28 protein-coding genes are annotated in these 23,082 nt (G+C 36.9%); 18 read left to right on the top strand and 10 right to left on the bottom strand.

Annotated elements, in window-relative coordinates:
- Positions 1-22 precede the first annotated feature (22 nt).
- A complete protein-coding gene (locus HMPREF0519_RS13365; protein ID WP_003558715.1) occupies positions 23-265 on the top strand; it encodes a hypothetical protein in 243 nt (80 codons plus the stop codon).
- Positions 266-509: 244 nt separating this feature from the next.
- On the opposite strand, the gene HMPREF0519_RS07780 is transcribed toward HMPREF0519_RS13365, so the two are convergent.
- Both HMPREF0519_RS07780 and HMPREF0519_RS07775 read right to left on the bottom strand, forming a co-directional pair.
- Positions 510-704 carry a hypothetical protein gene (locus tag HMPREF0519_RS07780; RefSeq protein ID WP_040472764.1) on the bottom strand — a complete coding sequence of 65 codons (195 nt, stop codon included), beginning with the start codon at positions 702-704 and terminating at the stop codon, positions 510-512.
- Positions 705-815: 111 nt separating this feature from the next.
- Positions 816-1,019, bottom strand: coding sequence for a helix-turn-helix domain-containing protein (locus HMPREF0519_RS07775; protein ID WP_003558709.1), 204 nt, complete (start codon positions 1,017-1,019; stop codon positions 816-818).
- Between the two features lie 142 nt (positions 1,020-1,161).
- Between HMPREF0519_RS07775 and HMPREF0519_RS07770 the strand changes: the two genes are divergently transcribed.
- From HMPREF0519_RS07770 to HMPREF0519_RS07755, 4 genes are all read left to right on the top strand, one after another.
- Entirely contained in the window at positions 1,162-1,398 is a 237-nt protein-coding gene (locus HMPREF0519_RS07770) for a helix-turn-helix domain-containing protein (RefSeq protein WP_003558707.1), read from the top strand.
- Between the two features lie 35 nt (positions 1,399-1,433).
- A complete protein-coding gene (locus tag HMPREF0519_RS07765) occupies positions 1,434-1,745 on the top strand; it encodes a helix-turn-helix domain-containing protein (protein WP_003635270.1) in 312 nt (103 codons plus the stop codon).
- A 136-nt stretch (positions 1,746-1,881) separates the two neighbouring features.
- Entirely contained in the window at positions 1,882-2,160 is a 279-nt protein-coding gene (locus tag HMPREF0519_RS07760) for a hypothetical protein (protein ID WP_225429015.1), read from the top strand.
- 65 nt (positions 2,161-2,225) lie between these two features.
- Entirely contained in the window at positions 2,226-2,477 is a 252-nt protein-coding gene (locus HMPREF0519_RS07755; protein WP_003635267.1) for a hypothetical protein, read from the top strand.
- A gap of 85 nt (positions 2,478-2,562) precedes the next feature.
- Here the strand turns inward: HMPREF0519_RS07755 and HMPREF0519_RS07750 are convergent, their stop codons facing one another.
- On the bottom strand, positions 2,563-2,826 hold the full coding sequence (locus HMPREF0519_RS07750; RefSeq protein ID WP_225429017.1) for a helix-turn-helix transcriptional regulator: 264 nt from the start codon (positions 2,824-2,826) through the stop codon (positions 2,563-2,565).
- 166 nt (positions 2,827-2,992) lie between these two features.
- Between HMPREF0519_RS07750 and HMPREF0519_RS07745 the strand changes: the two genes are divergently transcribed.
- From HMPREF0519_RS07745 to HMPREF0519_RS07720, 5 genes are all read left to right on the top strand, one after another.
- The gene (locus HMPREF0519_RS07745; RefSeq protein ID WP_040472763.1) at positions 2,993-3,388 is read left to right on the top strand and encodes a helix-turn-helix domain-containing protein; all 396 of its coding nucleotides are present in this window, start codon (positions 2,993-2,995) and stop codon (positions 3,386-3,388) included.
- A complete protein-coding gene (locus tag HMPREF0519_RS07740; RefSeq protein WP_003635262.1) occupies positions 3,321-3,797 on the top strand; it encodes an ImmA/IrrE family metallo-endopeptidase in 477 nt (158 codons plus the stop codon). Before HMPREF0519_RS07745 ends, HMPREF0519_RS07740 begins: the two co-directional genes overlap by 68 nt.
- A gap of 50 nt (positions 3,798-3,847) precedes the next feature.
- On the top strand, positions 3,848-4,360 hold the full coding sequence (locus tag HMPREF0519_RS07735; RefSeq protein ID WP_003635260.1) for a hypothetical protein: 513 nt from the start codon (positions 3,848-3,850) through the stop codon (positions 4,358-4,360).
- 303 nt (positions 4,361-4,663) lie between these two features.
- Positions 4,664-5,326 (top strand): NUMOD1 domain-containing DNA-binding protein, encoded by a 663-nt coding sequence (locus tag HMPREF0519_RS07725; protein WP_003635259.1) that lies wholly within the window; start codon positions 4,664-4,666, stop codon positions 5,324-5,326.
- 59 nt (positions 5,327-5,385) lie between these two features.
- Entirely contained in the window at positions 5,386-6,015 is a 630-nt protein-coding gene (locus HMPREF0519_RS07720) for a hypothetical protein (protein WP_003635257.1), read from the top strand.
- Positions 6,016-6,458: 443 nt separating this feature from the next.
- On the opposite strand, the gene HMPREF0519_RS14670 is transcribed toward HMPREF0519_RS07720, so the two are convergent.
- Positions 6,459-7,712 carry a hypothetical protein gene (locus HMPREF0519_RS14670; RefSeq protein WP_003635254.1) on the bottom strand — a complete coding sequence of 418 codons (1,254 nt, stop codon included), beginning with the start codon at positions 7,710-7,712 and terminating at the stop codon, positions 6,459-6,461.
- A 471-nt stretch (positions 7,713-8,183) separates the two neighbouring features.
- On the opposite strand from HMPREF0519_RS14670, the gene HMPREF0519_RS07710 reads away from it, so the two are divergent.
- The 3 genes from HMPREF0519_RS07710 to HMPREF0519_RS07700 all read left to right on the top strand — a co-directional run bounded on the left by HMPREF0519_RS07710 (position 8,184) and on the right by HMPREF0519_RS07700 (position 10,180).
- On the top strand, positions 8,184-9,308 hold the full coding sequence (locus HMPREF0519_RS07710) for a site-specific integrase (protein ID WP_003635253.1): 1,125 nt from the start codon (positions 8,184-8,186) through the stop codon (positions 9,306-9,308).
- A gap of 175 nt (positions 9,309-9,483) precedes the next feature.
- Positions 9,484-9,861 carry a glycine cleavage system H family protein gene (locus tag HMPREF0519_RS07705; RefSeq protein ID WP_003558680.1) on the top strand — a complete coding sequence of 126 codons (378 nt, stop codon included), beginning with the start codon at positions 9,484-9,486 and terminating at the stop codon, positions 9,859-9,861.
- 85 nt (positions 9,862-9,946) lie between these two features.
- Positions 9,947-10,180, top strand: a complete 234-nt coding sequence (locus HMPREF0519_RS07700) for a P8 family protein (protein ID WP_003558678.1) — start codon at positions 9,947-9,949, stop codon at positions 10,178-10,180.
- A 43-nt stretch (positions 10,181-10,223) separates the two neighbouring features.
- Here HMPREF0519_RS07700 and HMPREF0519_RS07695 read toward each other — a convergent pair whose 3' ends face one another.
- Positions 10,224-10,550: a DUF7671 family protein gene (locus HMPREF0519_RS07695; protein ID WP_375711425.1), complete on the bottom strand. Its 327-nt coding sequence runs from the start codon at positions 10,548-10,550 to the stop codon at positions 10,224-10,226.
- 98 nt (positions 10,551-10,648) lie between these two features.
- Here HMPREF0519_RS07695 and HMPREF0519_RS07690 point away from each other — a divergent pair, with 98 nt between their 5' ends.
- Positions 10,649-11,488 carry a DegV family protein gene (locus HMPREF0519_RS07690; RefSeq protein WP_003558674.1) on the top strand — a complete coding sequence of 280 codons (840 nt, stop codon included), beginning with the start codon at positions 10,649-10,651 and terminating at the stop codon, positions 11,486-11,488.
- 113 nt (positions 11,489-11,601) lie between these two features.
- Here the strand turns inward: HMPREF0519_RS07690 and HMPREF0519_RS07685 are convergent, their stop codons facing one another.
- Positions 11,602-14,445 (bottom strand): MMPL family transporter, encoded by a 2,844-nt coding sequence (locus tag HMPREF0519_RS07685; RefSeq protein ID WP_225429022.1) that lies wholly within the window; start codon positions 14,443-14,445, stop codon positions 11,602-11,604.
- Between the two features lie 323 nt (positions 14,446-14,768).
- Positions 14,769-15,764 carry a LacI family DNA-binding transcriptional regulator gene (locus HMPREF0519_RS07680; RefSeq protein ID WP_003635247.1) on the bottom strand — a complete coding sequence of 332 codons (996 nt, stop codon included), beginning with the start codon at positions 15,762-15,764 and terminating at the stop codon, positions 14,769-14,771.
- 195 nt (positions 15,765-15,959) lie between these two features.
- Between HMPREF0519_RS07680 and HMPREF0519_RS07675 the strand changes: the two genes are divergently transcribed.
- Entirely contained in the window at positions 15,960-17,705 is a 1,746-nt protein-coding gene (locus tag HMPREF0519_RS07675; protein ID WP_003635245.1) for a phospho-sugar mutase, read from the top strand.
- A gap of 152 nt (positions 17,706-17,857) precedes the next feature.
- Here the strand turns inward: HMPREF0519_RS07675 and HMPREF0519_RS07670 are convergent, their stop codons facing one another.
- On the bottom strand, positions 17,858-19,672 hold the full coding sequence (locus HMPREF0519_RS07670; protein WP_040472762.1) for a glycerophosphoryl diester phosphodiesterase membrane domain-containing protein: 1,815 nt from the start codon (positions 19,670-19,672) through the stop codon (positions 17,858-17,860).
- A gap of 217 nt (positions 19,673-19,889) precedes the next feature.
- A complete protein-coding gene (locus HMPREF0519_RS07665; RefSeq protein WP_404803327.1) occupies positions 19,890-20,105 on the bottom strand; it encodes a site-specific integrase in 216 nt (71 codons plus the stop codon).
- A 77-nt stretch (positions 20,106-20,182) separates the two neighbouring features.
- Between HMPREF0519_RS07665 and HMPREF0519_RS07660 the strand changes: the two genes are divergently transcribed.
- Positions 20,183-21,025: a hypothetical protein gene (locus HMPREF0519_RS07660; RefSeq protein ID WP_003635240.1), complete on the top strand. Its 843-nt coding sequence runs from the start codon at positions 20,183-20,185 to the stop codon at positions 21,023-21,025.
- Between the two features lie 133 nt (positions 21,026-21,158).
- Here HMPREF0519_RS07660 and HMPREF0519_RS07655 read toward each other — a convergent pair whose 3' ends face one another.
- Complete coding sequence (locus tag HMPREF0519_RS07655; protein WP_003635239.1) at positions 21,159-21,776, bottom strand: helveticin J family class III bacteriocin; 618 nt, start codon at positions 21,774-21,776, stop codon at positions 21,159-21,161.
- Between the two features lie 366 nt (positions 21,777-22,142).
- On the opposite strand from HMPREF0519_RS07655, the gene HMPREF0519_RS14725 reads away from it, so the two are divergent.
- Complete coding sequence (locus HMPREF0519_RS14725) at positions 22,143-22,280, top strand: putative holin-like toxin (protein WP_003635236.1); 138 nt, start codon at positions 22,143-22,145, stop codon at positions 22,278-22,280.
- Positions 22,281-22,467: 187 nt separating this feature from the next.
- A partial coding sequence (locus tag HMPREF0519_RS07650; protein WP_233419328.1) for a D-alanyl-D-alanine carboxypeptidase occupies positions 22,468-23,082 on the top strand: 615 nt, incomplete at its 3' end.

Raw genomic sequence — 23,082 nt, 5'->3', positions numbered from 1 at the left:
CCATTAAAGGTGGTGAACAAAATTGGCTAAGTTCGGTTTAATCGAAGCTGGTAAACAAATTGGCGAAATATCCTTGCCTAACACACCAAGACGTGGTGATGTCATTTCAAACGTTGATCCAAAAGGTCCTGTTTACCTCGTTCTTCGTGTTGAGTATGTTATTGGTTTCGAAGAAGTGAACTTACATGTTCAGACATTTGCCAATCAACTCTCTGCGGTTCTTAAGATCAAGGGATTCAGAGATCCAAGTGTTAGCTCGAATTAGCTTAATCCAGTAAGCTGATTCAATTAATTCTCGGTTTACGTACACTGCTTCAGGATTCAAAGCAACGATTTCTTTATCATTGAGAAACACTTTAGTTGCCTTTCTGATTAGCAGTGTATTTTTGTTAACCATTTCAATCCGACCAACTAATTCGCCATCCATTTCAATAAAGGTTCCACTTTCAATCAATCTGTTCACCTCTCTTCTTTCTTTGAAAGCTAAACATCAAAGTCTTCTTGGAATTCTACAGACGAGGAAGTGCATTTAGAGATCGATGATATTGAATAGCAGATTCCAGAAGATATAAACTAATATTTTCTTCTTCAGTCAAGGCATCAACGGCGATTATCACTTCTTTGAGCTTGGCTTCCCCCATCTCATTAGTGAGAAACTGCCGTCTTGCGTTTAGCACATCATGCTTTCTTAAAACATTGTTCATTCCCCTACCTCCTTTCGTTCTTTTTAAACTAAACATCAAAATCTGCTTTGTACTTCTCAAGCAACTTTCGAGCTTCTGGAAATGTCTTGAGGTATTCCTTGGTTACCTCCATTACTTGGTCACCTCCTTCATATTCAGTAATTCATCTGTTGTAACGTTAAGAGCCTGTGCAAGTTTTCTAAGAGTTCTACCTGTTGGATCTACACCTCTTTCAATTGAACTAATTGTGGATTGTTTGACACCACTTTTAACTGCCAAATCGGTTTGAGAAAGCTTTTGCTTATCCCTAAAAAATCGAAGCTGGTTTTCAGTCATAAGATCGCCTCTTTCTATACTGATATATCGTTAGCTCCTTTATAATAATTGATATATCGTTAAAAGTCAATGATATATCAGTAAAAATAAAAAATAACTGCTATAAAATTAGATTAAAAACATATCGTTAGGAGCTTATAATATGAAAACTGATGCTCAACTAATTTCAAAACACCTTATACATATTTTGAATGAAAGGAACTTAACTATTAACCGTGTCGCAACACTCGCAGGAATGAAACAATCAACTTTAAACTCTATATTTTCAGGACAAAGTAAAAGGCCTACCATTACGACAATTAGAAAAGTTTGTTCTGCTCTTGGAATCACAGTTCACGACTTCTTTGATTTCCCGCCTTACAATGAAATAGAAAAATAGAAAATTCATACAAATTTTTTAAAGGATGACTATTAATGAAACATTACTTTAAAGGAGAAAAATTAAGAAAATTACGTAAATCTAGGGGGATAACTGCTGCTGAACTTAGTGCTAAAATGGGTTTTTCACAGTCTTATATCAACCATTTTGAAACTGACCGAGCGGTCCCTAATGTTAATGCACTAGGTGAAATATTAAAATATCTAGGAACAGATATTCCCAGCTTTTTTGGTGATGAACTGGATTCCAATAAGCGAACGTTACTGAATACAATCTCTCAGCTCTCCGAGGAACAAATAGTCTTGCTCACGGAACTTTTGCAATCTTTTAGTTCCTCAAAAAAATAGCAGAAATTCATATTCGTTTTATTGGTTACCTCTCTTCTTTTTACAAATTATATATTTACCTTTTGCCATACTTAATGAGATAATGGAATTGTATATAATAAAATTCGTAAAAGTAATGAGTATGAGGTACAAAATAATGGAGAAAAATATGAATACGGAAAAAGTCGTTCTAGATCAACTGGTGGAATTACACATGAATGGATATGATTCTTATGATTGTGCAAGATGTATCCTCCCAATGCTAATAGCTAAGGGATTCGATAAAGCGGATGTTTTTTCGGCTCTTAGGGAACTTTCGGCTGACAATATGATTAACATTAAAGCTCTTTCTCAAAATCCAAATTCAGATTTCAAGTGTGTTAGTTTAATTCCTTTTACCGATAAAGGATTCGCCTACTGGAAAAAATATTGCTAGATCATTTTACTGTCATTACTTAAATGAGATGACGGTGTCATCTCAACTAATCGAGGTGAAAGCTTATGAAAATAAATGTAGCTAATTTTAAAACGTCAACTACTGATTTTTCAGTTATCCTCTTAAATTCCAATTCTGAATTAACCTCTAAAAAGTTGGCGGAGCTTGATGCTAAGCTTCCAAGTACCATTCAGAGACCAATCGTACTTGCTGATCAGACAATATCTAGCTTGGCATTTTATGGTCAAAAGGATCTGGTTGATCTTGTAGACGAAGCTCGTTTTACTCAATTTCTTTGGCAAGTGGTAGATATTTAGGAATCTTAAATTGATACACTTTCACTACGCTCAAAGTTGCTTGTAGTAACCTTGAGCGTTTTTTAATTCATAAAGCTAAACCTCATTAATTTGATTTGGCAGCAATCTGTTCGCTATTCGCACATTTACGAGTAAAAAATTTTTCCATGGGGATTCCATAGAATTTTGCTAGTAAAAATATCTCTTGAGCTTTAAAATTATATATTCCATTTTCTCTTCTTGAGTACTTCTCTGCTGTCTTGAATCCTAATATTCTCGATAATTCTATTTGTGAATAATGGTTTTCTATACGCAGCTGTTTGATATAGTTAGTGTCAATCATTCTTTTGTCTATAGCCCGCTTATACAATGGATCACCTTCTTCGCTTGTGCGATATGAGCAACTTTATATGTATAGTATATAGTTCGTTATTCGCAACGTCAATATAAGAATGCCTATTTCGCACAAAAATATTTCTCTTTTCGCAATTATGTTAAAATGGTGTTGCGCAAAGCGCACTGAAGGAGGCAATAAAATGGCTTCACACCTTGAACAATCATTGGCTGAAAGAATTGCTTATTTACAAGATAGATCCCAATTTTCTCAGGCGGATATTGCTAAAAAAATGGGGATCGATAGAACCGCTTTTAGTAAAATAAAAAATGGAACACGCAAAGTTTCCGCTGATGAACTTAATAAATTATCAGAAATTTTTGGTGTTTCCACTGATTATTTACTTGGTAATACTGTTTCCCAGGACGGCAAAGCCCCTAGCTGGGCAACTGAAAAAGATAAAAACGATCTCAAACATTATCTTAGTGAAAATTGGGATTCAATGACTTATGGGGGTGACAAGTTAACCGATGAAGAAAAACAGCAACTACGAGTGGCCATGGAAACTATCTTCTGGAGACGACATAAGCATCAGTAATTTAGCAAGAGATACTGTAAAAACCGTTGTTTCCCGTTACGAAACCGCTGATCCTTTTACAATTGCTGATAAACTAAATGTTGAATATTTTTATATGCCGCTTGGGACTCATCCATTTGGAGATACCAGCTATGACCATCACGATCCGATAGTTATCCTGAATGAATCTATCCGAGAATCACCCCAGCGATATTACACGCTTGGACATGAATTAGGACATATCATTATGCATGCTGACTTAACAGGATATCATTCAGGCATTTGGTCCTATGGTCGTTATGAATCCCAAGCCAATCAATTTTCAACCGCTTTAATGGGATTGCTGTATATAGAAGAAAATGGGCATCAACCGGACAGCTATTATGATTTAGTTCATCAGTACGGATCACCAATCGATTTTATAAACTGATCATATTTTTAAACCTTATTAATAAAAATAATTATAATGGGAGTATGTCTATGGATAAGCACGCACAATCATCAAACAGATACCAAGTTTTTAGAAGGGGAGTTTTCCTTGGAAGTGTCATCGCTTACCCTGATTATGAGAATCGATCTTTTTATACTGTGTCAACTTATCATCATGGGGAGCTTCAGTTTTCAAGTGGTGACGTATTTATAAATTATAAAAATGTTAAATTTTATATTACTAACGTTGAAAGAATTAATTATAGTTATAAATTGTCATTTGAAACTGATGAGGATCGTAATCGTTATAAACGTCCTAGTAGTTGGATTAACATTTTGACCGTTAAAACGGCCTCCCTTAAGGAACTGGAAGAATTAATTCCATTTGTCAGTCAAAGCGACCAACCTTTATTGAAGGAACTAATTCAGGTTTTAAAAAAGTCAGTCTCAGAAGGGGCCCCTTTGAGTCAAAATAAATTAAATAAATATAAGGGAATGTTGAAGCGAAATAATCGAGTAATGGCTAAATTAGCCGAGTTACTATTAAAGTATCTTATTGGATAATAGGAGGTCATTATGGGTCTTGATAATTTCTGGCGTGATAATTGGTGGTTGATGCTTTCAATATGTATTATCTTAACGATTCTCTTTATAGTCGCTGGTTAGCACAGGTGTTTACAATGAAAAAAATATTAATCACAATTGGCTTTTCAACAATGCTTATTGGTGTTATTATCTTTAAACAAAATCAAAAATTTTCCTTCAAAGATCCATATAAACTGTTTGCCATATTTATTGGCATTGCAATTATTTTTTTAAGTACTTGCGTAATAATTTTAGGATTATGATGAAAGGAGTAGATGATGAATGAAGCCCATTACATATCAGGGAATAACATTTACAAGTTATCAAAAAACTGCCGATTATATCGGAATTACCAAAGCAGGATTTGCTAAAAGGTATCAGAAGTATCAGGCTCATAAAATTTCCTTAGAAGAATTATTCTCTCCGGAAAATTTTCATTTAACTAATCCGATTACTTATCATGGCAAGGTTTTTAAAAATCATCCAGAGGCTGCTAAATTTATTGGCATTACCTTAGTTTCGTTTAATCGTCGATTCAAAAAGTATGAATTGGGCGAATTATCTTTAGACGAACTATTTCACCCATCCAAATATACAATTTACGAACTTCCCAGTTATCACGGGAAAAAATTTGCCAGTAAGCAAGAAGCAGCTAAGTATTTGGGAATTAATCAAAATACCTTCACTAAACGACTCAGATTTTATCATGAGGGTAAATATACTGTGGAAGATGTATTTGCATCTACTCCTTACATGTTAAAAATGAGGAAAACTAAAAGTGTTCCCATTCACTACAAGGACAAAATATTTCGTAATCAGCATGAAGCCAGTCAGTACTTGGGAATTGCTCAATCCACTTTCTCAATGCGTTATCAAAGATACTTGGCAGGAACGGTTTCTTTAGACTATGTATTTCGTCATGGTAAACACCGTCCGCCAGTATAGTATTCAATTAATTTTTTATGTAGTTAATGTACTCTTTTAATATTTAGGGGGAATTCATTATGAAAAAGTTTAATCTTGTTTTAGGCTTGGCACTGCCATTTATGTTTTTATCATCAGTAAATGCTTCTTCACACAAGCTAACTATTAAGATTAATCCTATTAATAATCAAGCCAAGACTATTACTGGTAAAACGACCAAAGGAACGAATATAACGCTTTATGAAGGACAAAAAACTATTGCTAAGAAAAAAAGTAATGGTAATTTTTCTATGAAGGTCACTAAGCCACTTAACTTTAAAAATAAATATCAACTTTTGGCCACCAAAAAAGGTTATAAATCCCAAAAAATTAATCTTAAAATTGTTGTTAAGGAAATCAATTATGACGCTAAAATAAAACAAATCAATGCCAAAATAGAAGCTATTAAAAATCAAATAAAACCATTAAACCAACAAGTGCAATCAATGGAGCCGTTTGTTAATGCTCTAGAAAATGATGATACTACTTCATCAGACTATCAAATCGCTCTGCAACAGGCGCAGCAAACTGAGGGAAGTACTGAAGCTTACGAGAATCAATATAATAGTCTAAAAGCACAAATAAAAACCGATTCTAGTGCTTTAGGGCTACTTTACGATCAGCGTCAAACCTATATTTATAAATCATTGCAACGATTACTAAAATGCTGAATCAGGTCAACCACAGCAAAATATTTAGTAAATAAATTGAGGAGCAGGCTAAGAACCTATTGTTGAACTACCACTAGTTATTAGTTTTAATATTAAGCTTAAAGAGAAAATGCGATTATACGTAATTGAATTTCCTCATTTATTATTCTTAACTCTATGTTAACAAAATTATCTAGATTAAGAGAAAACCTCATGATCAATCATCTCTTATTTACAGTCAATTTTTTATCAACGGAATTACTATCCTAAATTGATAAGGACAATGTCATATGCGAGTAAATTGATTATGATTTTCAGAATAAAAAGTTCTAAAATATTCAGTAATATATAAGTCTAAACATATTAGAAATGACGAAAATTGTATATTAAGTAAAAATATTATATCAAAAAAGCACACTTATTACTAAGTGTGCTTTTCAATAATTCAAATATAAATTTGCTTACTAATTTTGTGATTCAGTATAAGTCAAGATGATAGTATCTCCAAACTTGACATCACCAAGAGTAGTAGTATTCAAGGTGTAAGTGTTACCATTATCATCAGTAATTTTACTAAAGCCTGCATTATTTAAGGCAGTAACTAAAGCGCTCTTGCTAAGTGTTTGGCCTTCCGTCCCTGTAACAGAAGTATCTGCATTAAATTTAGCTTGCGCAGCATTCCATTGACTTAAAGCAGAGCCGTCAAAGTTAATTACTTTAGTTGAACCATTTTCAAGGACTTGTGAAGCTTGAACTTTTACTGATTTTTGACCATTCTTAGTAACATAGTATACAACAGTTGAGCCCTTAGTTGCTGAAGTAGTAGTTGGAAGGAAACCAATTCCCTTTGAATATCCTGCAGGAATATCAGTAGAACTTACCAACGAATCACCAATAGTCATGACACTAGAAGTATCACTTGATGGAACATACTTAACAACCTTTTTACCAACAGACTGAGCAGTATTAGCATCAACAAAATTACTTGTTACACCATCTGTTGCAGGAACATCATTAGTTGATTTCAAAGCAGAAGCAAGAACCCAGCCACTGAATTTAGCATTAGTTACATCGTTTACATATACCCAAGTATCGCCTTCACGTGAACGTGTAGCAGCCTTGGTTACTTGTAAAAGATCATTAGCATATGGAGTACCATCGGTTACAGTACGACCAACTCGATATTGAGTCCAAGCTGGTGCTTTGTAAGTAGTTGCAGTACCATCATTTGCAGTGCCAGCCTTAGCTAATTTGTAATAGCCAGTTGTTGAAAGAGTTGATGGAACAGATGCATCCTTAGTAGTAGCATATGAAGCTACACCACCATCAAACGTTGAGGCACTCTTACCACCATAAATCCAGCCACGATATTGCTTATCAAATGATACAACCTTGTAGTAAACTGAACCACGATTAGTAGTAGCAACACGATAAGCACGTAAGTTGTCTTGACCTTGATTTGAAGCAGCTAATTTTTTAGCAGTAGTTGTAGTAGCAACAACCTTAGCACCCTTTAAAGTACCTGCTTTGGTATAAAGAGCACTTGTACCAGTAAAAGTAACGTTACGAGTAGTAGCGTCAGAAGTTAAGGCTTTGTTTGATGTAACCTTAGCATAAGTTTTTGCAGAAGCACTTTGTGCGTTAGCAGTGCCTGCAACAGCAACAAAACTTAAAGCTGCTAAACCTGCAAATAATGATTTCTTTAAAGATGATTTCATTATAGATTTTTCCTCCAATTAATAAAAAATATTTTGATAAGTACCTGATTGAAAGCAATCGACCTATCAATCAGTTATAAGTATAACATAAAGACTGCAAATAACAATATTTGAGTTCAAACGTCATTTACTATTAATATTTTTGTCACACTTCCATAAATTATGGCATACTGTATAAAATCCCGAAACATGAGTATTTAAGCAATCCTTTACAAAAAACTTAACTTTACTTTCTAACTTTTAAAGAAATTAAATATTACAGAATTTCCTAAGAAAATATTGCGATTAATAACTAAAAAGCGGGTTAAGTTCTTTGAACAAGTAGCATTCTTGCTTGTTTAATTTTAAAATAAAGCTAGATTATTAATTCTATTTCGATTAATAAAACGTTTTACTATATAATAGGAAGAAACACTATAAATCTCGAAAAATTGTTGATTACTAAATTAAAAAAGTCTGGAGGAATGGAGCATGGCCAGTATCTATAAACGAGCTAACGGAAATTGGATTGCTCGGGTCTCTTATAAGGAAAATGGTGAGTATAGACGAATTAATCAAGGTGGCTTTCGAACCCGTAAATTAGCGCAAACTTGGGCAACCGAAGTCGAAAACCGTCGAAATAAAGGTAACGTTCTCGCCTATTCTGAAACTTTTCTTCCAGATTTTTTCAATAAATGGTACCAAACATTTAAAAGTCCAAAAGGACTAGCAGATAATACTGTTCAAATTTATGCTTTTACTAAACACGTTTTGGCAAATAGTTCTTTGAATATGCCTTTAAAAGAAATTACCTTCACAGACTATCAACAATTCTTCAATCAGTTAGGAAAACGCTACTCAGTTTCTTCGCTGCGACAAGTTAACACTATTATCCGTGCTTGTGTTCGTAAAGCACTCCAAATGCGTCAGATCCCTTATAACTTTACTGACGATGTGGAAATCTCTGGAAAAGCCAGTGCACCACTTTCTAGTAAATATTTAGAAGTTGACGATATTAAAAAACTAACTGATTATTGTGTGGCAAACATACAAGAGCTTACCGATGTTAGTAAAATGGCGATCTTGTTTTCTCTCTTAACAGGTGCCCGTTTTGCCGAAGTTGCTGGTATGACTTGGGATTGTGTAAATTTCAGAGAGAAAACCATTACTATTAATAAAACTATTGGCATGCAAAGTCGCACCTTTGAGAAAACTAAGAATTCTTCTTCCATCCGAACGCTTTCCATCGACCTTACGTTATTAACCATGTTGCAAAAATGGAAGCTGATTAGCGACCATCACATGTTAAAAGTCGGCTTTAAAAATCCAATGAATTTAGTTTTCTATACTCCCTTTCATCGACCACTATATAATAGTATGGTAAATAATGATTTGAAGAAAATTTGTCGAAAGAACTTGTCTCGAGAAATTAGTTTTCATGGGTTACGACATTCACATGCCAGTTATTTAATTGCTAAAGGAATTTCAGTTCAGTATGTATCCAAACGTTTAGGACATAAGAGTATTGGAACGACCCAAAACGTTTATATTCATTTTCTCAAAGCGGCTGAAACTAAGGAAAACGAACAGGCTCAAAAAATGTTGAACGAATTGTAGCCGTGTGGCAAAATGTGGCAAAGAAATTGCCACGCAGTACAAAGCTATCCAAAATCAATAAATTGATGAAGCTAAATCCTTGTTATATCAAGGATTTATTTTTGTTAAGATAAGCTAAGTAACGGCAATTATTTTACGTTATAATTAAGATAAATAATATCGAGGCGGTGTCATTATGGCTAAAATTTCATTCTGGATGCGAATTAAAAACTTTTTTACCGGCAAAAAGCAACCAACCTTGTCTGATGTACAGGTAAAAGATGGTATTTGGTATGCCAAGCAAAGTGATGGCAATTATTTGTTGGGAATTGACGAGTCAGTTTATCAACTAATGGGCAAGATTACATTTGCTGACTTTCCAACCCAACTCAAGGACATTCAAGTTGATGACGATCTTTTAGATATTGAGGGCGACAAATCAGTCGAAACATTAAAATCTCCCATTGCCGGAACCGTCATTGAACAAAATGCCGATATCGGAAAAAACATCGATACACTGAATGAACCCAATCCACAAGTTAACTGGATCGTAAAAGTAAAGCCATTATCATAAAACGTGATTTATTGAAACAATTTTTGTGCCAAATTTCAAATTTGAACTATAATGGGTATAGATACAAATAAGGAGGTAGTTATCTATGGCAGAAGATATTGAAGAAGAACCAGGTGCAGAATCCCCATTACTTAACAAAAAAATGAGTGAGGCTTTCGACTGGAGCGATAGTAAACTTCCAGTACGAGATGCTTTATGGGATTATTACATGGAGAACAACGATCACGATACCATGAAGACTGGTAAAGACATGGAAAAATACATGGACATGTCTTCCGATGATCTAAAAGCAGAAGCTGAAAAGTTACTCAAAAAGTAATTCTTGACGCTTTTCTAACAAAAACAGCTCGGCACATATGGTGTCAAGCTGTTTTTGTATCTTTAAGTTCACTTTGAGCTTCATTTAAAACACTGTCTGAAACGAACTCAGTAGTAAACCGCTGTAATGGTGTAAATGTATGCCGGTCTTTAAAAGCTACAGGAATAGCCTTTACAATCACAACCATCATATTATTTTCAGTCATAAAAATCTGACCGAGTTTTTTAAACTTTCCTTTGGTATGTTTACCCGTTCGCCAACTATGGAGTTTGAAATGACCATTTTCATCGTATTTTATTTTATAATGACCAGAGTCATCCGTTTCCAGTGGTGCACCAATATATTGATTAACCTCATACTTGCCCTTCATCAAACCCATCCTTCCAATCAAATTATTTATCAAAATCGGTTAATAATGGTATCTTAAAGTTATAAAGAATAAATTGTATCATACAAAGAGGTGATCTTATGCATAACATCAAAATTGTGACTGATTCAGCAGCTCACTTATCTCCCAATGATATCAATCACTATCATATCACAGTCATGAACTCCCCTATCCTCATTAACGGAAAAGTTTTTGGTTATGTTAACAAAATCAGTAGTGAAAAATTCATGCAAATGTTTGATGATGATGGAAGAGCACCGATAATCGGTGAAATTAGTGTTGAAGCCTTAACGCATACTTATGATGAACTTGGTGCCGATGGTAGTCAAATACTCTCAATTCACTTAAGTGACACCCTTTCAAATACCTATAAGAATGCTAAATCAGCTGCCGCAAAATCCACAAGTCAGGTCACCGTCATTAACAGTAGAGTAACAGCAGCAGGATTAGCATATCAAGTCATGACCGCCGCAGAGGCCATCGTCAAGGGTCAACGTATGATTGATGTTTTAGCATCAATGGAACAGGTGCGTGATAAAACAAAAATCTTCTTTTCTGCACCTAATAATTCTCAACTGGTTAACAGACGTGTCATCGGAAAAATCAGAGGAACAATTGAAAAAAGATTAAACGTCTCTTACGTAATTGAGTTTAAAAATAATGATTTTTCATTTGTCACACGAAGCCGACAAAATGAACTTGTTAATCAATTTTGGCATGATCAATTAACCATCATGCATCACGAACCGATCGTTCAACTATCTATCCTTCATTCCGGTAATCCTGATCGGGCAAACTTCCTTTACCAAATGTTAAGTAAAGAATTTCCTTTCGTTCCGATTTCAAAGATTCCAACTAATCCTGAAATGGCTTGCTTTATTGGAAATGAAGCAACTGGGGTGACTTATCTATTAGGTTAGAACCATTTACTTTAAACGGGCCAAGCAACTTCATAACCACTAGAAATAAAATAAAAATGTGGATTAGAAAGCATCGATGCTTTCTAATCCACGTTTTTTATTTTGAAGTTACCTTATTTTTCACTTTTGGAATCGGTCCGTCGATGCCTAAATCTAAGTTGTTTAAAATTAAATCCTTCATAGGTTAATCTCATCAACCCAGGCATAATTGATGGTACAACAATACCAAAGATAATTAATCCGAAAATAACGGCAATGGCAACCTGAATTAACGTCAATACACCTGATGACATCAATGAAGCAAAGATGACACCAATCACAACAATGGCAAAAATAACCACCGTTCCAATTAAAATCGATGCATTAATCATTCGTTCCGCAGATTTACCTTTTCCATCCGTCTGCTTGTATTTCATTAAAAGGTAAATACTATAATCAACGCCAAATGCCAGTAACATCAAGAACGTTAGGAATGGCATGTTTGCTGTCAACCACTTCTGTCCCAAGAATTGAGCACTAAACCATTTTGTAAATCCAAGTGACATCAGATAGGTTATTCCCAGCGATCCAACCAAATAAACTGGTTGCAGAATCGAGCCTGCAACAATCATCAAGATTAACGCAGCGGCTATACTCAACAGGATAGCAACTCGTTTAAAGCTGGTACGGGCTGCCTGTTGGTTATCGACAACCATTGAGTTGTAACCACCGACTGCAACTGTAGCACCCTTCAGTTGAGTGCCTCTCAAATCATAATTAACCTGATTCTCTAAATCCTGAACCAGTTCAATTGATTTCTTTGATCCTGGCGTCGCATTCAAGACAACATCAAGTCGGGTTGTTTTTTCGTTAGTGGACAAATATTCCCCGATTAATGTCTTAAAGTAGTCCGCATTAATCACGTTATCCGGAATATAAATGGTGTTTCCAACCGATGATTTAGCCAAGGCTTTTAAGAAGTTATTTGAATTAGTTAACGAGTTATTGAGATTATCCAAGGTTGAAGCATATCCACGAACCTGATTCTGGACGTTCTGAAGTTCAGATTTAAATGAATTGGTGCTTGAATTAATGGAGTCGGTTTTAAGACCGATACCGGATAACGCACTGTTCATTTGCGTCTGTTGCTGTTGATCATTAAGCGCCCGACTTAATGCCTCGGTCACAACAGTCCGCTGCATGCTCGTTAACCGCCTTCTGTGTTCACTTCTTAGCTTCTGTTGAAGCTCATCAACCATTTGAGCAGGTGTCGCAAAAACCCCACTATTATTGAACTCATTTTGAATAGTTGAAACCATTGACGTAATTGATTGAGCATCGCCAGTGACTGAATCCAAGCCATCAGTTTGAATCGACGTACTCTTCAGCTTCTTGGACGTATCACTCATCCCACTTGAAACAGCATCATTATCTCCGGTCAACGTATTTAACTGCTGATTAACATAGAGTTGCTTCAATGGTTGACCATGAGGTTCCGTAGCCGAATTTACGCTGTGAATACCTTTTTGATCCCTGAGTTGCCTGGTGATTGTTTCAATCTGTTGTAAATCGGTTTGATCACGTAAGCTGTGATCAGATTTGATATAGATTGACACCGGCGCATTCATTCCGTTGGCGTAGTGTTGATTCACGATTTGGTAACCCTTTTTGGATGGGTATTTCTGAGTAATTTCAGCTGCATCATTATGATTTAAATGCTTCTGGTTTAGAAAAACAAATGGCGTTGCCACAATTAATGCAATGATCAATGCAATTAATGGATGAGCGGCCGACTTTGTTGAAAGAAAGCCCCATGAACGACTGTAGTTGTGGGCTTCCAAGTTAGAAGACGGCCAAAAGATAGTTTCTCCCATGAAGAATAGGAAGAAGGGTGTGAACGACATTAAAACAAGTAATAAAACCAAGATGCCAATTGCCACACCTACCAAGGATTCATACAACGAATAGTTGGCAAACCCCAGTAAGCTGAAAAGAACAATCAGCGTTAAGCTTGAAATCAAAATCGTTTTGCCAGCGCTTCTTCGAGCAGCCAGTGTTGCTTCCAACTGGTCTTTTCCTGCACGAAGCTGCTTTTTAAACTCATTAATTAATAAGATACTGAAGTCGGTCCCAAGGCCCAGCAACAAGATGAGCATTGAAATCTGAGTAAAGTTTGAAAACGGGAAGTGGTAACGAGAAACCAAATTCAGAACAATTGCGAGTGAAATAATATACGCGACACCAGTTGAAATCAGGGAAACAAGCGGAATAAGCAAGGATCGGAACAAGAGAATTAATACAAGTAGAATAATGACAATTGCAATTATTTCAGTTTTCCCCAGCCCTGCTTCAGTCGCGTGCTGAGTATCATTGATGAGACTGTCGGGGCTGGTTATGTACGTTTTAACGCTTGCAGTACGAACAGCCGCCTTCAACTTGGTATCCATCTGACGCACAGAATCCCGTTTACCGACATTTAACTGTGCGATCATTGTGGTACCGTCTTTGGAGTTCAACTCCGCTGAAACCGACGGATCATTGTTTAACATTGCGTCTGATCCGGATGAGGCTGCACTACTTTGCGAAGAACTCGGAGCAGCCGCCGTACTTTGGGCATTTGCCGGCTGGCTAACGGCCGCGGCCGAATCAACGCTTGGCTTAACAATGTTCTTAATATCAAATTGGTCTTTCTTATTCTCAAGCGTTGTTAACGTTGTATTAATTTGATTTCGTTGAATATCATTTAATTTTGCCTTGCCGTTACTAAAAACAACCAAAACCTGTCGTGTGTGACTAAGCTTAGGCCCCCAATTATTCTTGAGTGTGTTTGCCACTTGACTTTGGGCAGATTTAGGCAGGCTTGTCTGACCATGACTGGCTACTAAATTAAATGAGTTGGGCATCATAAAAATAGCTGCAATTGCAACAACTACCCAAGCGATGATGACACCGATGTATTTTTTGAAGAACTTATTCATGTTTTTCTCCTTATCTTCCCATATATTCATATTCCATGATAACCGTAAGCGATTCCCCCAACGGTATCATTGGTAAAGAGTTTTCTATTATATGTAAAAACCATAACGCAATCTATAACAAATTCATCACCATCGCGCAGGTTAAATTGCAGATGCGTCGTCGTGCTATGTGCAACGCCGGCAAAAATTAGTGATAGTCATACATATATAAATTATAATTGTAATAATCAATAAGTCAATGATAGATGTAGCCTAAGTGCCGATATAACAACAAAAAACGCGCCTTGAAATAAATTGAACAATCATTTCAAAACGTGTTATGGTTACAAGCTTGATTCTCGTTTGATGAGTCGGTTTCCAACAATCACTTTTTGAGGTGTATGATGATCATCATCGTCATCCTCAATCGTATCAACAAGTGAAACGGCCACTTCCCCCATTTTCCCTGTATCAACTTTTACGGAACTTAACGAAGGAATGACATATTTGGCAACTGCCGTGTCGTTAAAACTAACAACACTGACATCTTCTGGAACGTTCACCTTATTTTCATGAAACGCCTTTAATGCGCCGACCGCCATTGCATCGTTGGCAACATACAGTGCATTGGGGAAATCCTTGCGATTGGTTTTCAATGCATTGTTCACCAAATCAAACGCCGACTGCATGGTAAAATCACCAACAAACACATTAGCCGGGTCGTAAAGTGATTGATTTTCCAAATAATCTTTAAAAACATCGAATCGCGGATCAACAATTTTTAATTTGTGATCGCTCGAATATTCCACTCCGGATAGCATACCTATTCGCTTTAAACCACTCTCAATAAAATATGTCAAAACTGATTCAGTCGAATTATCAAAATCGGTCACAACACAATCATAGCCCTTGGCTAAGGTATCAAAATCCACAAATATGACATTGGCAGTTACTTTTAATATCACCTTAATTTGAGCATCACTAAATTTACCAATGGCAACAATCGCTTTTACATCTTTGATTTTTGATAATGAGTCGTTGGCAAAAAAACGATGAACTTTATAATGAAGCCGCTCGGCCCGCTTCTCAGCCCCCAATCTAATAGATAGATAATACAAATCATCTAATTCCTGTTGCTCGGTATACCATTGAACAATTGCAATATTATCTTTTATATTGCCGGCCTTTTTCTTTTTAGTATAGGCCAGATCTTCAGCGACCCTGAATATTTTCTTTCTTGTCGTGTCACTCACCGAGAGTGTCTTATCATAATTTAAAACCCGCGAAACGGTCGTAATCGACACGCCTGCTTTTTTAGCAATATCTTTAATTGTCGCCAAAAATAATCCACCTCTAATTTCTAAAAATTTTACTTATAAATGATCTTTAGTTAGTTTACTAAAATAAATATATTTTGTTTTACTTGATAAGTCAAGGATGTTGCGACATATTAGTGTTTCTGGCTAGTAAACATGTTGACGAGAAGCTCGTAAATTTCTATAATGAAGCTGAACTAATAAAGGGAGGTCCATCTCGTGAATGACAATATTGAACACGCTTATCAAGAATGGTCTAAACAACCAAACTTACCAGAAAACATTGTACTTGATCTAAGACAATTAAAAAACGCCCCCGATAAACAAGAAGATGCATTCGGCACATTCCTTTCATTTGGAACTGCCGGCATGCGGGGCATCATGGGTGCCGGAACAAATCGAATGAACATCTATACGGTCCGTCAAGCCGCTGAAGGACTCGCTTCGTTTATGGACACGCTGGATGAAGCCACCAGAAAGCGCGGCGTTGCGATTAGTTTTGACTCCCGTTATCATTCAAAAGAATTTGCTCATGAATCTGCTAAAGTATTGGGATACCACGATATTCCAACTTTCGTGTTTGATGATATTCGGCCAACACCGGAATTGTCATTTGCAGTTCGTCACTTACACACCTATGCCGGTATCATGATTACCGCAAGCCATAATCCTAAACAGTATAACGGCTTTAAGATCTATGGTGAAGATGGTGGTCAAATGCCGCCTAAGGAATCTGATTTAATCACTTCTTATATTAGAAAAAACAGCGACCTGTTTGCCATTCACGTTAAACCGGAACAGGCATTACGCGAAGCCAAAATCATGAACCTGATTGGTGAAGATGTTGATATCGATTACCTCGACAATGTTAAAACAGTCAACATTGATCACAACTTGATCAACACTGTCGGTAAGGACATGAAGTTTGTTTATTCACCACTTCATGGAACCGGTAAAGTCATCGCACGGCGGGCACTTGAAGAAGCTGGTTTTAGCAACTATGTCGTTGTTCCCGAACAAACAATTGCCGATCCCGAATTCCCGACAACCCCATTTCCAAACCCTGAATTCCCACAAGCATTTGATTTAGCCAGAAAGCTGGGTAAAAAGGTTTCCGCTGACGTCTTGATTGCCAGCGATCCGGATGCTGATCGATTGGGGGCAGCTGTTCGACAACCCGATGGCAGTTATCAATTATTAAGTGGTAATCAAATTGCCAGTGTATTACTCAATTATATCCTATCTGCCAAGAAAAAGGCGGGTTCATTGCCAGATAATGGCACAATTGTCAAATCAATTGTTTCAACGGATTTAGCCGTTAAAATCGCAGCGGACTATGGTGTCACAACCAATAACGTTTTAACCGGCTTCAAATTTATTGCCGAAGCCATTCATCATTACGAGACCAAGCATGACCATACTTTTCTGTTTGGGTTTGAAGAAAGCTTTGGTTACCTGATCAAGCCATTTGTTCGCGACAAAGATGCCATTCAGACCGTTTTGTTATTGGCTGAAGTTGCTGCTTATTACAAGAGTCAGGGTAAGACCTTATATGACGGTGTTCAGGAAATGTTCAAGAAGTACGGATATTACGCTGAAAAGACTATCGCCAAGGAATTTGACGGTCTTGACGGTAAGGACAAGATGGCTCACATCATGTCTGAACTTCGCGACAACCCACTAACCGAATTCAACGGTCATAAAGTTATCAGCCATGCCGACTACGCTAGCTCTACCCTAACTGATAGAGATGGTCAACAAAAGCCAATTGACCTGCCGAAATCAAACGTTCTTAAGTATTGGCTGGATGATGAGACCTGGCTGGCTGTTCGACCTTCCGGGACCGAACCAAAAGTGAAGTTCTATTTGGAAGTTGTCGATAAGAATCAGGAAGCTGTCGATGCCAAGCTGGCTAGTGACGTTGATGCCCTGGACAAAGTGATTGAGCAACTGGTTAAAAACTAATCAGTCATTTTAAAAATAAAATCTTATAAATCAGCACATTCTTGATTTTAGTTTTGATTATCTTCAAGAATTACTACTAAAAGAGCCGGTCGGAAGTAAACAACTTTTCCGATCGGCTTTTTTAATTCAATATATCCACCAATATCAATTCGTTAATTTTGAGGCATACCGGCACTATCACTCGCATCCTGCAGTTCATTCGAATAAATCAATAAGCGCTGCGCATAGCTTGGATGATCAAACGTTGTTTCAATATTAACCTGTAGTTCATGAAGATCATCAGTAATAATCCCATCAACATTTAGAAACATCATTCGGGTCATATCATCGTCATCATCGACTGTCCAAGCAAAAACCTGTTGTTTTCGGGCGTGGGCCTCGTTCACAAAGTCCTGATTCAACGTTGTCTCTTCCATAGTATAGGCATTTGCTTTGGTTTCAGGAAATGAAAAATTAAACGGCAAAATGTAACTGACAAATAACTTTGGTGCGCGCTTCTTTAAGCCGGTAATTACATGATAATCAAGTGAGTGAATCCGATCATGGTCACGCAGCAGCCGGTTTTCATACCGTTTGATAAATAACGCCAGCATATTGGCACTATCGTACTTGGTTGTTTTAATTTCAACCAACAATTTTTGATGATCATGTTCGGCAGCCGTCAAATACCGGTCGAAACTGGCAATGTGCGCCGTATGGCCATTTTCATACACCTTTAATTTTGTCAGCTGTTTAAGTGTCAATTGATGGGGCGCTTTATTAACACCCGCCAATTTTTTCAGATTTTCGTCATGCATCAACACAAATTGATGGTCCTTTGTCTCGTGGATATCCATTTCGACATAATCAGGCTTTTCCCGGCTGGTTTTGTTTAAAGCGGGAATGGTATTCTGTACGCCGTTACCATTATCAACGCCCCGATGGGAGATGGTCAGTGGTCGCGTTAATAATGCACCCTGTAAATAAATGGCATTAAACGTCATTTGAAGGCTCAGAAAAAGCAAGACCAATATGGCCGCAAAGATTCGGCGGCGATAACGATGGCGCGTTGGTCGACTGGCTACGGTTCCCATTGATTGATTTATCCCACGGTCATCCAAATTAAAAATCAGTACCAACATGAAGACAACCAAACTAAAGGCGCCAATAATGTATTGCCAAATCGATAGAAGGCCCATGTTAATAACAGCACCGCTAAAGGCAACCAGGTTGGATTTTTGATCAAAATAAAGTTGAGCCAAATAAAGTAATCCCGAAAGTAACGTCGTCGTTAAGAAACTGACTGCACCTAATACCATCATTCGCCAAAGATAACGCCATCCATTATGACGGGTCATCTGCCAGCTCTTTTTGGCTGCGGCAAATCCGGGCTGCCGATTCAGAATCATTAACGGCAACACTTGAATTAATCGAATGCCCAGATAAAATAGCAGTAGATAAAATAATGCAACCAATCCCATCAGCCACCAGCTCTGATCAATCGTTTCAAAAATAAAGGCCGGCAGTTGAACTTTTGATAATAATGGGGAGTTCAGGTAAATATCCGAAAGCGGTAAGACCAGAATAAAATAGCCTAAAAAGAATAGAAAGCTTCCTGCTCGAAGATGGCCTAAATTTTTTAAAGCCGTCAATGCCACTCGTGGCAGTCGTTGATTTTGCCTTTCAGCAATATTTTGAATACCAAACATCAAAAACGCAAACTGCCAAAAAATCAACGCCAAAATGATGATAAGCAGAACCAATAATTCACCTACCGCTGCCGGTCGCTTGGTTAGCAACCAAACGACGTTGGTATACGAGAGATATGGGACACCGTTCAATCTTAAAATCAGGCTGGTCGAAAAAGTCGTCAGAGGTACAACGATTCCCAACATCAAAAAATTGATAACGATGACCAGTATCGTATAGGCGCCCCAGTTTTTAAAAAAAGTCTTAAACGCCTGCCGTAAGAGCGGTTTCCCTTTCATTTTATCTATCTCCTCACTTTGGAAAGATTGTTCCAACCTAACTAACTGCACAATCGAATATTCTACCATTATTAAAGCACAAAAACACTCTACCGTAGCGATAGACTCTCAATAATACAGTTAACTCATTAGTTTTTATGGAAGACGATATTATGTATGTAGGTGTAGGAAGTTCCACCTATGCTTTCCAAGACTATTAGCTTGTAAAAGGTTATTGCTACCCTAGCCTAAAATTATTTTGCAATTGGTTGATTTCATCGTCAGTAACACCAATATAGTGTTTGGTGATTTTCTGAGATGAATAATTAAAAATTTTCATCAATGTTTCGATATCGTGCGTTCGTTTATAATAATGATGCCCAAATTTTTTCCGATGAGTATGGGTGCTGGGTGTTCGTTTTTCTACCGCTACTGTTTCGTCCAAATATTCCATTAACTCCATAACAGTTAATAACTTTCCAAACGACTCGTGACTATTAGATAATATGATTATTGGAAGGGGATTTAATAATGAATAAGAAAATGGTCGACATAAAAAAACAAATAAAATTCTTGATGTTATTAATTCCGAGCATGATCATTGGATTTGCTACAACTATGATTAGCACTAACGCTGATTCAGGATATACAGTTGTCAAAAAGATTGTTGGTAATAATCCAAACAGCGCTTATCATTTAATAAGTAAGTCTAAAAATATCTATTTGTGGAACAGTAATCACACAAAAGTTAAGGCTAATTTGAAACATTATAAAAATTACAGTTGGCGATATTATGATCAAAGTGTCATTCTATCGCATAATTCTAAAAAATCAGTTTATTACTATGTTCAAGGAATTACCCCCAATGGCAATGAAGGCAGTAAATTACAGGGAATTGTTTGGCATGGGTCCCTAACCCCTGGTGTTAATCCCAACTATCAACAGCTTAATAATATTAACTTCCGTTACTTCAATACTGACAAGGAATATTTAAACTACATTCAAAAATCACCATCACAAAAATTGACCCGCAAAGTTTTGAAATTATTTCCCAATACTCAGCTATCAATCCAGCTTACTAAAGCCGCTGGGGGTGCCAGTGCTTGGGACTTTAATGACCCAACAGTTAATGGATATAAAGATGTTCTTGAATTTCCAACTGCGCAAAAATACTTTAATAAGCGCTTCTATAAGCGAAATATCTCTGACAATGCGAGATTTAAATTAATTAAGTCTGCCTTGGACAAAAGTGGCTATGATCAAACAAAACGGACTGCGTTAGACCAATATCAAATTGGCATTTATTACTACAGTAACCCGCATCGATTGATCACTGATGAGGCCCCTGGCTTTACTATCGGAATTCCAGAATAAACAGTGGATTAGTGGTATAGTATCAGCTACCTTGTTTTTATCACCCAAAAATCAGGCTCCGTCAAAATTCACACGAATTTTGACGGAGCCTGATTCACTTTAAGGACTTGTCTCATTAATTCTTTTGGATTCGCTAAAAGTTAAAACTAGATTTACTAATTGAATAAACGCGATGTGGATCGGCATTACCGTTATGAAATTCAAGACCAACATAAATTTTGCTTCCTTTGAGTTGGATTCCTTCAGTTTCAACGTCTGAAATGTCATCAACATCAGATAAACTAACCGTTTGCTTTTTAGTAAATCGCCAATTACCTTTCATAATTTTAGGTATCATTCCTGTTCGGCCACCAGAAATATATACTGAATTATCATCTGCAAACTCTAATCCCTGCCACGACTTGTTAGGAACTTCCAAAGCTCCCGCTTTTGGAACGTAGGCACTAACTAGATTGCTTGTAAGATTAGCACATGAAACTGTACCAGACGCAGATTCATGCAGTTTTGCATTAATTGTATCTACATTGTAAGCAGATAGTTGATAGCTGCCTGTGTCATTAGTAGCGTTACTGGTCATGAACATTAACCGTTGTTTCCCACCATCTGTCCGACTAGCGGTTGGTGTTGATGATAGGGCACCGTCCGCACGTGCAATTGCAAATGGTGCTTTTCCAGTGGAGTTTGCTGATACCAAGCTGGTAAGTCGTTGAGCCTGGGTATGCTTTAGCGGTAAAAATACGTGATCAAACATATCCTCAATCGGCTAATCTTGAATATCCGGAACGATTGATGTCCAAAGTAACGAAAACTTTGCAATTAAAGGCGTTTCGTCAACGTTTGGCGGAAAAGTGGCGGTGTTTGGGCGGTGAGTCGTCCGGAAGTGGTCGGCTTTAACGTCCCGATTGACGATAAACTATAAGCGTCAAATCGAGCAGACGGCTTTTATTAGTAGGGCCAATGGAACATCCATACAAAGCTTATTCCGTTTCGTATGGATGTTCCATTGACCCTACAACTTTAAAAAAAGTTAATTAGACATTTCAAACAGTCAGCCTTAGCATCTTCAAACAAGTTCCAGTATGAACTTCTTGATGATTTACGTAACTAATGTAGCCTAGTGTCCGTTTCGGACGCACCGCAACTAGCAATTGGTGTTGGTCTTTTGATTATCAACCTAATTGGCCTAGTTGTTGAGCTGATTAAAAGTCAGCAAAAAAATAATCGCCTTAGCTTGGCAGAGCTAGCGATTATTTAACGTTTGTTAAGTTTTGTCACCGTCTTAAGCGGTTCTATATAGGACGTCCTGTTCCAGCAGAGATTCTTTTTTTCATAGAGGCATTATAACACGTTTTCTCTTAAGTTATTGACCATATTTTTTTTACTCACATCTTTTAAAGTAAGTATCCTTTTTTGTTATAATGCATGTAGTGGAGGTATTTAATATGCTAAAAAAGAGTTTGTCGTTTCTGTTACTGGTAGGGGCTATTTTTCTTAGTCTAGCAAGTGTTGGCTCGGTATCCGCCAACACCATTCCAAGCAACTATTCTTTTGATGGCTCCACATTTACAGGGCCGATTCCGTATTATTCAAGCACCAAAAGTCAGAAAGCTTATATTTGGAATAATACCCAAACCAAACGGATCCATAATTTAAAAAACTATCCTAACACTGTCTGGCTGGTTTCCAAGGCATTCGTGAAGCCCGTTAAAGGCAAAAACGAAGTGTATTACAAGTTATATTCGGCATACAACAAAAAAGTTAAAGGGATTGCCTGGTACGGTTATTTCAAAAAAAGCATTATTAAGTTGCCGGTTCTCTTTAATAGCCAACAAGCCTACCTTAACGACCTAAATAGCAATAAAGCGCTAAAGTTAACTCGAATGGTTGCTAAGCTGTTTCCTAATTCCAAAATTAATCTAAATCTGTCTAAAAGTTTATATTTATCTCAATACAGATACTTGCTAAATGATTTTACGAATGTTAAAACCATATCTTTAAATAAGTCCATCAGTAAGTGGTCTTTTAGTGAATATGAACGTATGGCGCCCTCTAAAGCT

It is taken from the genome of Lentilactobacillus hilgardii DSM 20176 = ATCC 8290 (genome assembly GCF_000159315.1).
In the GTDB taxonomy this organism is placed as follows: domain Bacteria; phylum Bacillota; class Bacilli; order Lactobacillales; family Lactobacillaceae; genus Lentilactobacillus; species Lentilactobacillus hilgardii.
The sequence above is the reverse complement of the archived record's forward strand: the minus strand, read 5'-3'. Positions and strand labels throughout refer to the sequence as shown.